The sequence below is a fragment of the Methylomonas sp. HYX-M1 genome (assembly GCF_040741385.1).
Lineage (GTDB): Bacteria > Pseudomonadota > Gammaproteobacteria > Methylococcales > Methylomonadaceae > Methylomonas > Methylomonas rhizoryzae.
In genome coordinates, this window is the sequence record NZ_CP160405.1 from 1,206,647 (window position 1) to 1,219,489 (window position 12,843).

General features: G+C 54.8%; 14 protein-coding genes and 1 riboswitch. Of the genes, 10 read left to right on the plus strand and 4 right to left on the minus strand.

Annotated features, from left to right (window positions below):
- Positions 1–2 precede the first annotated feature (2 nt).
- Together AB0A83_RS05680 and moaB are read right to left on the minus strand one after the other, a co-directional pair.
- The gene (locus AB0A83_RS05680; protein ID WP_150047335.1) at positions 3–371 is read right to left on the minus strand and encodes a DUF423 domain-containing protein; all 369 of its coding nucleotides are present in this window, start codon (positions 369–371) and stop codon (positions 3–5) included.
- Complete coding sequence (gene moaB / locus AB0A83_RS05685; protein WP_150047336.1) at positions 371–892, minus strand: molybdenum cofactor biosynthesis protein B; 522 nt, start codon at positions 890–892, stop codon at positions 371–373. The genes AB0A83_RS05680 and moaB overlap by 1 nt, the downstream gene beginning before the upstream one ends.
- 512 nt (positions 893–1,404) lie before the next feature.
- Here moaB and pcnB point away from each other — a divergent pair.
- The 5 genes from pcnB (at position 1,405) to panD (ending at position 5,413) form a co-directional block, all read left to right on the plus strand.
- Positions 1,405–2,703: a polynucleotide adenylyltransferase PcnB gene (gene pcnB / locus AB0A83_RS05690; RefSeq protein WP_150051810.1), complete on the plus strand. Its 1,299-nt coding sequence runs from the start codon at positions 1,405–1,407 to the stop codon at positions 2,701–2,703.
- Positions 2,700–3,203, plus strand: a complete 504-nt coding sequence (folK, locus tag AB0A83_RS05695) for a 2-amino-4-hydroxy-6-hydroxymethyldihydropteridine diphosphokinase (protein WP_150047337.1) — start codon at positions 2,700–2,702, stop codon at positions 3,201–3,203. Before pcnB ends, folK begins: the two co-directional genes overlap by 4 nt.
- Positions 3,200–4,009, plus strand: coding sequence for a 3-methyl-2-oxobutanoate hydroxymethyltransferase (gene panB / locus AB0A83_RS05700; protein ID WP_150047338.1), 810 nt, complete (start codon positions 3,200–3,202; stop codon positions 4,007–4,009). The genes folK and panB overlap by 4 nt, the downstream gene beginning before the upstream one ends.
- A gap of 4 nt (positions 4,010–4,013) precedes the next feature.
- Positions 4,014–4,856 carry a pantoate--beta-alanine ligase gene (panC, locus tag AB0A83_RS05705; protein WP_150047339.1) on the plus strand — a complete coding sequence of 281 codons (843 nt, stop codon included), beginning with the start codon at positions 4,014–4,016 and terminating at the stop codon, positions 4,854–4,856.
- Between the two features lie 176 nt (positions 4,857–5,032).
- Positions 5,033–5,413 carry an aspartate 1-decarboxylase gene (gene panD / locus AB0A83_RS05710; RefSeq protein WP_150047340.1) on the plus strand — a complete coding sequence of 127 codons (381 nt, stop codon included), beginning with the start codon at positions 5,033–5,035 and terminating at the stop codon, positions 5,411–5,413.
- A gap of 141 nt (positions 5,414–5,554) precedes the next feature.
- On the opposite strand, the gene fliW is transcribed toward panD, so the two are convergent.
- On the minus strand, positions 5,555–6,010 hold the full coding sequence (gene fliW / locus AB0A83_RS05715) for a flagellar assembly protein FliW (RefSeq protein WP_150047341.1): 456 nt from the start codon (positions 6,008–6,010) through the stop codon (positions 5,555–5,557).
- Between the two features lie 143 nt (positions 6,011–6,153).
- Positions 6,154–6,374: riboswitch (cobalamin riboswitch) on the plus strand.
- Positions 6,375–6,484: 110 nt separating this feature from the next.
- Here fliW and AB0A83_RS05720 point away from each other — a divergent pair.
- From AB0A83_RS05720 to cobD, 4 genes are all read left to right on the plus strand, one after another.
- On the plus strand, positions 6,485–8,353 hold the full coding sequence (locus AB0A83_RS05720; RefSeq protein ID WP_367155657.1) for a TonB-dependent receptor: 1,869 nt from the start codon (positions 6,485–6,487) through the stop codon (positions 8,351–8,353).
- Positions 8,354–8,369: 16 nt separating this feature from the next.
- On the plus strand, positions 8,370–8,942 hold the full coding sequence (locus AB0A83_RS05725) for a hypothetical protein (protein ID WP_367155659.1): 573 nt from the start codon (positions 8,370–8,372) through the stop codon (positions 8,940–8,942).
- 71 nt (positions 8,943–9,013) lie between these two features.
- Positions 9,014–9,907, plus strand: coding sequence for an adenosylcobinamide-phosphate synthase CbiB (gene cbiB, locus AB0A83_RS05730; protein WP_232056791.1), 894 nt, complete (start codon positions 9,014–9,016; stop codon positions 9,905–9,907).
- The gene (gene cobD, locus AB0A83_RS05735) at positions 9,891–10,910 is read left to right on the plus strand and encodes a threonine-phosphate decarboxylase CobD (protein WP_367155660.1); all 1,020 of its coding nucleotides are present in this window, start codon (positions 9,891–9,893) and stop codon (positions 10,908–10,910) included. The genes cbiB and cobD overlap by 17 nt, the downstream gene beginning before the upstream one ends.
- Here cobD and AB0A83_RS05740 read toward each other — a convergent pair.
- Positions 10,907–11,992: an AI-2E family transporter gene (locus AB0A83_RS05740; protein WP_367155661.1), complete on the minus strand. Its 1,086-nt coding sequence runs from the start codon at positions 11,990–11,992 to the stop codon at positions 10,907–10,909. The genes cobD and AB0A83_RS05740 overlap by 4 nt on opposite strands.
- A gap of 415 nt (positions 11,993–12,407) precedes the next feature.
- Here AB0A83_RS05740 and AB0A83_RS05745 point away from each other — a divergent pair, with 415 nt between their 5' ends.
- Positions 12,408–12,785 carry a hypothetical protein gene (locus tag AB0A83_RS05745; RefSeq protein WP_150047346.1) on the plus strand — a complete coding sequence of 126 codons (378 nt, stop codon included), beginning with the start codon at positions 12,408–12,410 and terminating at the stop codon, positions 12,783–12,785.
- The last annotated feature ends 58 nt before the right edge of the window (positions 12,786–12,843 follow it).

Genomic DNA, 12,843 nt, shown 5'->3' on the forward strand with positions numbered 1-12,843 from the left:
GTTTATTCCTCCGAACGCCGATAGGCGGCGTATGCCAGTAAGCCCCAAGCGGCGAGAAATGCCGTACCGCCGAACGGGGTGATCACCCCCAGCCAGCGGATTTTCAGGATTGCCAATAAGTACAGACTACCTGAAAACAGGACAATGCCGGCCAGTAATGCCCAGCCGGCCCAAAGTAATTGCCGTCGGGGTGGCAAGCTGCCGATTAAACCGAGCAGTAACGCATGCCACATTTGATAATCGACAGCGGTTTTGTAAATTTCCAATTCGTAAGCGGACAATGCTGATTTCAAACCGTGGGCGCCGAACGCACCCAACCCGACGCCCGAACCGCCTGCGATTGCCGCCCAAAACAAAAAGCGCGTTTGCATTATTTTTCCAATAGCCGTGGCATTAGCTGAACCAAGTTGCAAGGCCGGGTACGGTAGTCCAACTGCTCCTTGATCAACTGCTGCCAGGCGTCCCGGCAAGCGCCGGACGAGCCAGGTATGCAGAAAATATAAGTGGCGTTCGCGACCCCGGCGACGGCGCGCGACTGTATGGTCGAACTTTTAATGGTGTGATACGACAGCATTCGAAAGACTTCTCCGAACCCGTCCAGAACTTTGTCCAATAGTGGCAATACCGCTTCCGGCGTGCCGTCGCGGCCGGTCACGCCGGTGCCGCCGGTGCTGATGACGGCGTGTACGCTGGGGTCAGCAATCCATAAGCTGACGGCGGCGCGGATCTGGTAGATGTCGTCGGCTACGATTTTCTTGTCGATCAAGCGATGGCCGGCTTCGGTTAAGCCCGCCACCAAGGTTTGACCGGATGTGTCGTCCGCTTCGGTTCGGCTGTCGGATACCGTTAGTACGGCAATGTTTAGCGGGATGAATTCTCGATGATTTGACAAGCGCTACCTCCGGTTTATCTGCTGAATTCTAAGGAACCGCTACAGGGCTAGCAAGTGATTCCTGTCCGTGAAACTGCCTGTTGACTAAAGCCTTCAAGTGTAGACGATAGACAGGGAAGGTTGGTTTTGCCACCTCGTGGGCGGACTCGTATCGGAAGGCTGTTCCGGCTGTAATTGGCGCTGTATCTGTGCGGTGATATGATTACCGGCTTATAAGGGGCCCGATGCAACAATTTAGCCAATGGCTCGAGCCATCCCCGTTGGGTATGCGAATTGTCGGACTGCGCCGATAATTTGTTGCAACTGGGATTAGGATGGCCTGTTTATTGGGGGGGATCAAGCCGAATTGTGAATAGGCATCGGGAATTTTAGACGGTAGTTGCTTCCTCTCGCGATACTTGACGGAACAAAAACAACATAGGGTTATTGTCATTTTTAAGTTTTTCAAAAAGATTTTTTCGCCCAAGCGGCATTCCATAACCGTCACCGAGCGGCCGGTTACACAGCGTTCGCTGAGAATCTACTCAAGATCGGAGCATTGCATTTCGCGTTCGCAAATCAGCGATAACGCGCTGAAAGTACTGCAACGTCTGAAGAAAGCCGGTTTCGAGGCTTATCTGGTAGGTGGCTGCGTTCGGGATTTGTTGCTGGGGCGCGAACCGAAGGATTTCGACGTCGCGACCAATGCGAGTCCGGAACAGGTCAAGCAAGTGTTTAGAAATTGCAGGATCATCGGACGGCGCTTCCGCTTGGCTCACGTGTTTTTCGGCAAGGAAATCATCGAAGTCGCCACATTTCGAGGTTCCGCCGAGGACGACGCCGATCGGCAACTAGTGCACGAGGACGGACGAGTGTTGCGCGACAACGTATTCGGAACGTTGGAAGAAGACGTCTGGCGCCGCGACTTTACCGTCAACGCGCTGTATTACAACATTCGCGACTTTTCGGTGGTGGATTATACCGGCGGCATGCAAGATCACGCGGATGCGGTATTGCGCTTGTTAGGCGATCCGGAGCGGCGTTACCGGGAAGATCCGGTTAGGATGCTGCGGGCCGTTCGCTTTGCGGTAAAACTGGGTTTTAAACTGCATCCGGAGACTGAACGGCCGATATTCGCATTGGCCGATTCGCTCGGCAGCATTCCGGCCGCTCGTTTGTATGACGAGGTTTTGAAGTTATTTTTGGCCGGATACGGCGTGCAAACTTTCGAGCTGTTGCGGCACTACGGCTTGTTTGCGATTTTGTTTCCGGAAACCGACGCTTGCCTGGAAACTCAGGAACACGAATTCCCGCGTTTGTTCCTGATTCGGGCGCTGGAAAATTCCGATACGCGCTTTGCGGCAGGTAAAACGCTGACACCTTATTTTCTGTTGGCGGCTTTGTTGTGGGAGCCTTTGCAGTGCGCGGTGCAGCGTTTGCTGCAAAGGGGCGAAAACGAAACCATCGCCTACCAAAGCGCGGCGAACGAGGTGTTGGCTAAGCAAGTCAAAATCATTGCCATGCCGCGACACATTACCCAAGCGATGCGAGACGTTTGGTTCATGCAAGCCAAGTTGACTCGGACCGTCGGCAGCCGGCCTTACCGATTGTTGGAACAGCCGAAATTTCGGGCGGCTTACGATTTTCTGCAGCTGCGGGCCGAAACCGGCGGAGCCGATCCGGGCTTGGTCGATTGGTGGACCCGCTTCCAGAGTGCGGATGACGAAGAGCAGCGTAAAATGACGGCTCCGCCTAAAAATGGCGCGCCCAAACCGCGCACTAAAAATCGGCGTTACCGCGGCAAGCCCAAAACCGGCGGTGCGCCGACATGACGGCTGTAAGTGTGTGGGGCGAGGCGTACATAGGTTTGGGCAGCAATTTGGACGAGCCGTTACGTCAAGTGCTGAGCGCGGCGGACGAAATTGCGCAGCAGGCACAAATCCGCAAACTGGGCTTGTCTGCGCTTTATGGCAGCGCACCGGTAGGGCCGCAAGATCAACCCGATTACGTCAACGCGGTGATGCGGGTGGCTACGCTGTGTACGCCGCACGAGTTGCTTGCGGTTTTGCAGCAGATCGAGAATCAGCATGGCCGGGTCCGAAATCAGCGCTGGGGCGCCAGGACATTGGATCTGGATCTATTGTTGTACGCTGAAGAAATAATCGATACCGCCGACTTACAGGTGCCGCATCCGGAACTAATTCGTCGCGCGTTTGTATTGTATCCGTTAGCCGACGTGGCGCCGGCCGATTTACCGATACCCGGGTTAGGGGTGCTGGCGGATTTATTGGCCGCTTGTCCTTTTCAAGGTTTGCATAGGATCGAGTTATGACACTTTATGCCGAAGCCCCCAAAACGCTTAGCATTGCCGATATCGGCGCATTAAAGCGCGCGGGCGAGAAAATCAGTTGTTTGACGGCGTACGATGCCAGTTTCAGCGCCTTATTGGATCGATGCGGCGTCGAGATGCTGATGGTTGGCGATTCCTTAGGTATGGTGGTGCAAGGACAGGTCAGTACCGTGCCGGTGACGGTCGACGACATGGTGTATCACACCCGTTGTGTGACGCGGGCCCGCAAACGGGCCTTCGTCATTGCCGACATGCCGTTCGCCAGTTACGCCGATCCGCAACAAGCATTGCGCACCGCCACGCGCTTGATGCAGGAAGGCCAGGCGCAAATGGTCAAATTGGAAGGCGCTAAGCCGGAAATCATCGCGTTTTTAGCGGCGCAAGGGATACCGGTGTGCGGACATTTGGGCTTGCTGCCGCAATCGGTGAACCTGATCGGCGGATACAAGCTGCAAGGCCGGGATGCCGGGCAAGCCCAACAAATATTGGCCGATGCGGTGGCTATCGAGCAGGCGGGCGCGGGCATGCTGGTTTTGGAATGCGTGCCTGCATTATTGGCGGCGGAAATCAGCAGGCAGTTGACGATTCCGGTGATAGGCATCGGTGCGGGGGGCGATTGCGACGGCCAGGTACTGGTGTTATACGATATGCTGAATATTAGCGTGGGCAAGCGCCCGCGTTTTTCTAAAGACTTTCTGTCCGGGGCGGCGGACATAGAAGACGCCGTGCGTGGTTTTATCCAAGCGGTCAAGTCCGGGCAGTTTCCGAGTTTAGAGCAGAGTTATTGAATTTATGCAAACCTTAACGACCGTCGATGCCGTCAGAGCCCTAATCCGCACATGGCGGCAGTCCGAGCAAACCGTGGCGTTCGTGCCTACCATGGGCAATTTGCACGACGGACACATGCGTTTGGTGGAAATAGCGCATCAGCAGGCGGATCGGGTCGTGGTCAGTATCTTTGTCAATCCGGCGCAATTTGCTCCTAACGAAGATTTCGATAGCTATCCCAGAACCGAAAAAGAAGACAAGGACAAATTGGTCGGGCAAGGTGCCGATTTACTGTTTTTGCCCGGCGTGGCGGAAATGTATCCCCAGGCCTCGCAAACCAAAGTGTCCGTACCCGATTTGTCCGCCTTGCATTGCGGTGTTAACCGGCCGGGACATTTCGACGGCGTGGCCTTGGTGGTATGCAAATTGTTGAACATCGTGCAGCCGGATGTATTGCTATTAGGCGAAAAAGACTTCCAACAACTGGTAGTGCTCAGGCGTATGGTGTTGGATTTAAATCTGCCGGTGCGGGTTCAGGGCGTGGCGACGGTTAGGGAGGACAGCGGCCTGGCAATGAGTTCGCGCAACAGCTATTTATCCGACGAAGAGCGGACGGTGGCCCCCTTGCTTTTCCAATGTTTATGCGGTGCCCGGGAGGCTGTCTTGGCCGGCGAGCCCGAGCAGGCCATGCTGCAGCGCCAGCAACAAATACTCAGCGACGCGGGGTTTGTATTGGATTATTTCAGCCTATGCCGTAGCGCGGATTTATTGCCCCCCGACGCGGACGATACGGATTTGGTGGTCATGGCGGCTGCTAGGTTAGGCAAAACCCGGCTTATCGATAACATCCATTTCAGTCGCAAGTGATTCGGCGTTTTTCAATCGGCGCGACGGCGAATGCCTTTCGCTGGCCGCCAATCGATCGTTAGGGTTGGTCCCCGCGATTGCCCGCGGCGCAGGCAGGCGCTGACGAGTGGCGTGTTTGATAGCTATCGGCATTTCAGGCATAATCGCCGGTTCACTCGTTTTTGAAAACGTCGATTATGCACATCAATATGCTGAAAGCTAAGTTGCACAGGGCTCGTGTGACACATTCCGAACTCGACTACGAGGGTTCGTGCGCCATTGATGGCGATATCTTGGATTTGTCAGGAATTTTGGAATACGAGCAAATACATATTTACAACATCAACAACGGCCAGCGTTTTACCACCTACGCGATTCGTGCCGAAAACGGCTCCGGTGTGTTTTCGATTAACGGGGCGGCGGCGCGCTTAGCCTGTCCCGGCGATTTGATCATCGTTTGCGCCTTCGCTAGTTTGGATGAGGCGGAGTTGAAAAATTATCAACCGGTATTGGTGTATTTCGAGGCCGGTAATAAAGTCAGCCATTGCAGTCATTCGATTCCGGTGCAAGCCGCTTGAATTGAGTCCGACTCACACACTCACGCAACGCTTCTCAATCGGGCGCACACATCGTGTTGCGCCCGCAAATTCTAAAAAGCCCGGCTATTGCTTTAAAAATCAAGTTGCAAACGATGGATTTATGCGACCTGTGAATTTCGGTTAGGCTTCGGCGACATCGATTTCGCTGATTTTTTCCGTTAGCGTGATGCTTTGTTCGATGTTGACCAGCACTTTTTGCAGACCTAAGCGTTTGTTGCTGTTAATTACCATAGGCGATTTGATCGAGCCCTTGATCGTTGGCTTGTCGTTACCGCTCTCGTCTTTGTGCAACACGATTAGGATTAAAATTTCGTCGCCGTCGCTAATCTGCAATAACTGCTCTTCGGCGTCGGTCAAGACAAAACTGTAGTTGATGTTGAAGTGGACAGGGTGGGCGACGGATAACGTTAAATCTTCGTTATCCAGCGATTGCAACCAATAGACAATATCGCTGCCTTCCTGATGAAACAAATTGAAGCGGGTTTGGTCTTCGAAGCCGGGAATCCCATGCGGAAAAGTAATGACGGTATCAGGGTTGACCTGTTGATTGCCGAGCAACTTCGATTGAATTTCCATAAATGTGCCTGTTTTGTTCGCGTGAAAACCGATTTGACTCAGTGGCCAAGTTATAGCACGTCAAGCGTAATTTTCAATGCCGGTGACGCGCTAAAATAGCTAACGGCGCTTATTTGCTTGATCGGCATCCAATAGCTGGTAGAATTTGCGACCCTCTTTCAGGTGTTTGGATCGGTCGACAAGCGATCCCGCTTAAACAGGAAGCCGGTGCGGTGAATTTTCACTCATTCCGGCGCTGCCCCCGCAACGGTAGGTAAGTTAACGGTCTGCAATCACGCCACTGTGCCAAGGCATGGGAAGGCTGCAGTTCCGGCTGTATAGCCGCTTACAAGCCCGGAGACTGGCCTGAAGGATCGTTCGAGACAGCGGAGGGCTGTCGACGAAATGATCGTTGCCTGCTTCGGTCCGTTTCGCGCACCCGCTTATCCTCTGTCGTTTAATAACCCTTGATGCGCGGCGGGCGCAGAGGAATTCATGCGACAAATTAAAATTGCGTCATCAATGCTGTTCGGCATCGGTGCCATCGTTACCCATTCGCCGGCTGGCGCGAACGATCAAACCGGCTTTTTACCCGAAACGGTAGTGACCGCGACCCGCAGCGAAACGGTCACTGCGGAGCTGGCCACCGCGACCACGGTGTTTACCCGGGAAGACATAGAGCGCTTACAGGTCCGAACCTTACCGGATTTGCTCAAGACTGCGCCGGGTTTGGACATTACCCAAAACGGCGACTACGGGCAATATACTAGCGCATTCATGCGCGGCACCAATTCCGACCACGTGCTGGTGCTGATCGACGGAATCAAGGCGGGTTCGGTGACATTGGGTTCTGCCTCGTTCCAGTTCCTGCCGCTGGATCAAATCGAGCGGGTGGAAATCAGCCGTGGGCCGGATTCCAGTTTGTACGGTTCGGAAGCGCTCGGCGGCGTCATTCAAATTTTTACCCGTAAAGGCAGTCGTTCGGAGCAGCCCAGCATCAGTTTGGATGCCGGAGCAGGTTCTTACGATACCTTCAACGGTGCGGGTAACGTCAGCGGTAAAGTCGGTAATAGTTGGTACGCTTTGGGCGCCTCGCATTTCAACAGTCAAGGTTTCAATCTCCGCAACAGCGGCGAGAACGATAGGGACGGCTATTACAACACCGGGATCAATGCGCGTGCCGGACATCGTTTCGATAATAATGGCGAAATCGAAGCCAGCTTCATGCGCGCGCAAGGTAAAACCGAATACGACGGCATTCCGAATCGCACCGAATTCGTCAATCAGATGGTGGGTTTGTCCGGTAGCCTAGACGTGTTGGACAATTGGCGCTCCAGTCTGCGTTTCGGACAAACGCTGGACGAAAACGATAATTTCAACCCGGACGGCAGTTTTTACGGCCGTATCAATACCACCCGCTGGAACGCCAGCTGGTTGAACGAAGTACGCCTTAACGACGACCACCGCCTGACTCTAGGCAGCGACTATCGGGTCGACGAAGTACAGAGCAACGTCAATTACAGCGAGACGTCGCGTTACGACGTCGGTGTGTTCGGCAATATTCATAGTCGGTTGTTGGAGCGTCACTTCATCGATGCCTCGATACGCTGGGACGAAAATCAGGCCAGCGGCGATTATGTGACCGGCAGCATCGGTTGGCGCTTCAATTGGGATTACGGCTTGAGTACCTTCGCCCGCTTCGGTAACGCTTTCAAGGCGCCGACCTTCAACAGCTTGTATTGGCCGCACCAACAGTCTACTTTCTTCGGTACCACTTATATTACCGAGGGGAACCGCAGTTTGCGGGCGGAAGAGTCGACGACGGTGGAGGCCGGCATCGGAGGGCAACATGCCTGGGCGCAATGGCAAGTACGCGCTTATCATACCGATATCGACAATTTAATCGATTGGAGCGGCTTGGTGGTCAATCCGACGACGTATTTGTATCAGCCGGTTAATTTGGATAAAGCGCAAATTGACGGCATGGAAGCCGAGGTCAGTACCGAAACTTGGGGCTGGCGGCATGCGCTTTCAGGCAGTATTCTCAGTCCGCGCGACCGCAAAACCGATTTAAGGTTGGCGCGCCGCGCGGAACAGAGCTTGTCTTACGATTTATCGCGCGGATTCGGCGCTGTCGACGTTGGTGCCCACGTATTGGCGCAAGGTAACCGTTTCGACGACAGGGCGAATACCATAGTGGTTGACGGTTTCGTGACTTTGGACTTGCGGACCGCCTACCATATCGATAAACACTGGACGCTGAGCGCCAAGTTGAATAACGTGCTGGATAAACGTTATCAAACCGTGAATACTTATTACACGGCCGATAGAAACTTCTTTTTTTCCATTCATTATCAAAACTGATCCGGGAGATACTTGTATGAATTCAGCTCAATTGACCGTCAAACCCGGCGCCGTCGCCTTGATGGCGTTAATGGCCGCCACGCGATTTCACCACTTCGGGTCGCCGTTTGCCTTGCCGGACGCCTCGTTGGCGGTATTTTTCCTGGCCGGTTTATGGCTGGGCGGACGCTACCTGTTCGCCCTGTTGCTGGCGGAAGCGGGGCTTATCGATTATCTGGCCATCGCCCAGCTGGGCGTCAGCGATTATTGCATATCCGCGGCATATCTGTTTTTAGTACCGACCTATGCGGCGATGTGGTGGGGCGGCAAATGGTGCCGCCGGTTCGCGGCCGTGAACTTCAATACGCTGGCGCAGCAGGCGGTGGCGCTGGTGAGTGCCACTTCGCTGGCCTATCTGATTTCCAACGGCAGTTTTTATTGGTTATCCGGTAAGTTTGCCGGCGGCAACTGGACAGGATTCCTGGAAAGTTTCGCCAAGTATTATCCGTCTTATCTGCAATACACCGCGATTTACGCGGTCACTGTGTTTGCATTGGTGGTTCTCGGCAAAAACGTGCTGGGGCAACGTGCAACCCAGCATACCCATTAAGCCTGCGCTGGTTGGGTCGCCGGGGGCCGGCGGCCCGTTTCTAATAAATCCCGCTTAACCCTGTGACGCTGATGATGGCCGTGCTTTTGGCCATTGCTCTGGATTTTGGCCTGGGCGAGTTACCCAATCGTTACCACCCTTTAGTGTTTTTCGGGCGCTGGGCCGCGCGGGTGGAGCATTATTGCTCGGCTTCGAGTAAAGCCCCCAGGCTGCAACGGTTGTTCGGAATGGTAGCGTTAACGGTTGCGCTATCGCCGGCTTTGCCTATGGTATTGCTCGAACGCAACTGGCTGCTGGACGGCTTGCTGCTGTATTTTTGTATCGCTGCCCGTAGTTTGCAGCAACACGCGCAGCGGGTCCGGACGGCGCTGATCGCCGATGAGTTGCCGTTAGCCCGGCAACGGGTCGGGGATATGGTTAGCCGCCAGACCGGGGGCATGGATGCGCCGGCCGTGCGGCGAGCCGCGATAGAATCCGTGTTGGAAAATGGTGCCGATGCGGTGTTCGCGCCGCTGTTCTGGTTCGCGGTATTAGGCCCGTCCGGGGCTGTGCTGTATCGTTTGGCGAATACCCTGGACGCGATGTGGGGTTATAAAAATCAGCGCTATCGATATTTCGGCTGGGCGGCGGCACGATTCGACGACCTGTTGAACTTTGTGCCGGCGCGGCTGACGGCATTGACTTATGCGGTTCTAGGAAATGCTCCAGCGGCATTGCAGGCTTGGCGCACCCAAGCAGCCCTGTTGGAAAGTCCCAACGCCGGCCCGGTGATGGCTGCCGGTGCCGGCGCATTGAATCTTGAGTTGGGTGGTCCGGCTAGCTACCACGGCGTCGTCAAGCAAAAAATTTGGTTCGGTGGTGTTTGTCACCCGGAAAATGCCGACATCGATCGCGCCGTAACCTTGGTTTTTCGGGCGTTGGTCTTATGGGTTGCGGCAATCGGCATGTATGACTATGTTGCTTGAACACGGCGGATGTCTGCAGCTGGCCGCCCGGCAATTCGGCATTCCGGCTGCGGATTGGCTGGATTTATCCACCGGTATTAATCCTAATGGCTGGCCGGTACCGCCGGTGCCGGCCGAATGCTGGTTGCGTTTGCCGGAAGAGCAGGACGAATTATTGCCGGCGGCCAGGGCTTACTACGGCAATTCCTCGCTATTGGCGGTAGCCGGGTCGCAAGCGGCGATTCAAACCTTGCCGCGTTTGCGTCCACAGTCCAGGGTAGGGGTCTTGCATCCGGCTTATGCCGAACACGCCGGTGCCTGGCAGCGGGCCGGACATCAGGTTACGGCGCTGCAAGTGCATGCGCTCGAATCGGCGTTGCCGGCTTTGGATGTATTGATTTTGATCAATCCGAACAATCCGACCGGTTGCCGTTGGCCCATAGCGCAATTGTCGGACTGGCACGGCCGCTTGCAACAGCGGGGCGGTTGGTTGATCGTCGACGAGGCCTTTATTGATACGACGCCCGAGCTCAGTTTGTCGCCATTGCCGGTAAAGCCGGGTTTGATCGTGTTGCGTTCGCTTGGCAAATTCTTTGGTTTGGCCGGGATACGCTGTGGATTCGTGATCGCCGAAACGGCAATACTACAGCGATTGGCGGCAGAACTCGGGCCGTGGGCCATCAGTCATCCGGCTCGCTATGCGGCGGCGCGCGCACTAAAGGATACGCAATGGCAACGCGAGACGGCTATCCGTCTCAAATTGCAAAGCCGGCGCTTGACCGATCTACTAAGCGAAAATGGCTGGCCGCCTAGCGGTGGCTGCGATTTGTTTCAGTGGATAGAGACCGAATACGCCGGCCAATTGCATCGGATACTGGCCGAACAAGCGATTCTGACCCGTTTGTTCAGCCGGCCGGCCAGCGTGCGATTGGGCTTGCCCAAAGACGAACCGGCGTGGCGGCGCTTGCAACATGCGCTGGCGCATCCCGGGGTTTTAGCTCTGCAAGCCGTCAAATCGGGTTAGTCGGTGTCTTGCCCGTTGGCGTTGGGATTCGTCAACACCTCGTGTTCTTTACGCATTAGCCAATCCGACATGAGCGCGTAGCAGGTCGCCAGTAGCGTGGGGCCGATGAATACCCCTATAAAGCCGAAAGCCAACAAACCGCCCAAAATACCGAACAGTATTAAAACGAAAGGTAGTTCGACTTCTCGGCTGATTAACAGCGGACGTAACCAGTTGTCGATGGTTCCGACCAGCAATAAAAACCACGCGGCCAGAAACAAAGCCCAGCCGGCTTCACCCTCCATCAGTAACCATGCCGAAATCGGCAACCAGACTAGCGTGCCGGCCGCCGGAATAATCATCAAAAAAAATGCTGCGAAACCCAACGCGAACGCGTAGGGCACGCCGGCGATGATAAATCCCAAAATGGACGCCAGGGCTTGAGCCAAGGCGGTACCTAAAATGCCGTATACCACCGCCCTCAAGCTGGAGCGGACTATGGCCAATATGCGTTGGGTGTTTTCGCCGGCCAGACGCTGCATGAGGTTAACGAAATGTTGGGCAGCCTGTTCGCCGTCGCGGTAAAAAAAGAACAGCGCCAACAAGCTAAAACCCATATGTACCAATTCCCCGGCTAGACGTATGCCTTGTTCCAACGCCCAGCTACTGGCGGGAAGTGTGTATTTTCTGGCCAGATCCAGGACACGATTGGAATCTTCCGCAAAACTTTGCCAAGTTTCGCTTGCGCCGTCACCGACCAAGGGCAGCTCGCGCAACCAGGCCGGGGCCGGCGGCCATGCGTGAGGCTGGCCGGACAGCCATTGCAGTAGCCGGTTGACGTCGTCCGGGATGGCCGAGGCCGCGGCAACGAACGGCGTGAGCATGAACAAACCGATGGGCAGAACCATGCAAGTCGCCGCTTGGGTTGCCGTCAACTTGTAGTCTCTGAGTTTGTGATACATCGGCCAGGTAACGAACGACAAAATCGCGGCCCAGAGCATGTCGACAACAAACGGTTTTAATACTTGATAGCAGCCGAACAGCAGCAAGCCCAATGCAAACAGACTTGCGGTTTTTTCGTAGCGTGACGTGGCGGTGGGCATATAAGGATTCCTCAAAGCGAATACAACGCTACCGCACAGTTTTTTCGGCAAGAGCCGCTGTGAGCCGGCGCTCTGTAGCCGGAAGGGCTGTGCTTAGATGGGCCGGATTATAAAAGTTTTTGAAGCGGACGCGGCTGCGTTTGTGGGTCGATGATAAAGCCAATCGTCTAAAAATGCTTGGCGATAAGTTGTCCAAAATCAGCTAGCGGATTTGGCCGAAGGGGATGCTACGTCCTGGGCGGGTACGTTTTACAGCATGTTTTTCAATCAGTTAATCATGCGCAGAGCAGTGGATGTGAAGGGCGCTGATTGATATTTTGTTGCCGAGGCGATTGACTTTGTTAAGGTAAAAGAGTAAAGGGTGTTATGCTACCGTTTTTGTCGAGCCGCTGCTTTGGGTGGAGGTGGCCCAGATATGATTTCCAGTGCGACATCCAGTATCAATAGTTTTGCATACGACCAATTGAGCTCGACGCTTGCCAAGCGTAGTGCCGAACAAGCCGCGCAGAAAGCCGACGCGTTACGCGAGCAAGCCGACGCTGCTCAAGCGTTGGCGGATCGATACGATGCCAAGGCGAGGAGTCTGGATAATCAAGCCAACAAGGCTGAAGTCAATTCCGACGAAGCCCGGTTGCGTTTGACGCTATCGGGCGCATTTAAGAATGCAGGGCAGCAGTTGGTGCAAACGGTCAATCAAGCGGTAGTCAAGCCGGATGTTTATGCTGCGTCCGAAAGCGCTCTGGTATCGCAGCAGCAAACTATTATCGGCGGTACTATCGATACTACCGCTTGAGATTGCGGTGCGGGTTTGAACTGTTTGTCTCGTTGTATTCCGCGGTATTTGGCTGTTA

Excerpts from the sequence above, each read along its gene's own strand:
- AB0A83_RS05680 (WP_150047335.1), bottom strand. The coding sequence starts at position 371 with ATGCAAACGCGCTTTTTGTTTTGGGCGGCAATCGCAGGCGGTTCGGGC.
- folK (WP_150047337.1), top strand. The coding sequence starts at position 2,700 with ATGACGGCTGTAAGTGTGTGGGGCGAGGCGTACATAGGTTTGGGCAGC.
- panB (WP_150047338.1), top strand. The coding sequence starts at position 3,200 with ATGACACTTTATGCCGAAGCCCCCAAAACGCTTAGCATTGCCGATATC.
- panC (WP_150047339.1), top strand. The coding sequence starts at position 4,014 with ATGCAAACCTTAACGACCGTCGATGCCGTCAGAGCCCTAATCCGCACA.
- panD (WP_150047340.1), top strand. The coding sequence starts at position 5,033 with ATGCACATCAATATGCTGAAAGCTAAGTTGCACAGGGCTCGTGTGACA.
- fliW (WP_150047341.1), bottom strand. The coding sequence starts at position 6,010 with ATGGAAATTCAATCGAAGTTGCTCGGCAATCAACAGGTCAACCCTGAT.
- AB0A83_RS05720 (WP_367155657.1), top strand. The coding sequence starts at position 6,485 with ATGCGACAAATTAAAATTGCGTCATCAATGCTGTTCGGCATCGGTGCC.
- AB0A83_RS05725 (WP_367155659.1), top strand. The coding sequence starts at position 8,370 with ATGAATTCAGCTCAATTGACCGTCAAACCCGGCGCCGTCGCCTTGATG.
- cbiB (WP_232056791.1), top strand. The coding sequence starts at position 9,014 with ATGATGGCCGTGCTTTTGGCCATTGCTCTGGATTTTGGCCTGGGCGAG.
- cobD (WP_367155660.1), top strand. The coding sequence starts at position 9,891 with ATGACTATGTTGCTTGAACACGGCGGATGTCTGCAGCTGGCCGCCCGG.
- AB0A83_RS05740 (WP_367155661.1), bottom strand. The coding sequence starts at position 11,992 with ATGCCCACCGCCACGTCACGCTACGAAAAAACCGCAAGTCTGTTTGCA.
- AB0A83_RS05745 (WP_150047346.1), top strand. The coding sequence starts at position 12,408 with ATGATTTCCAGTGCGACATCCAGTATCAATAGTTTTGCATACGACCAA.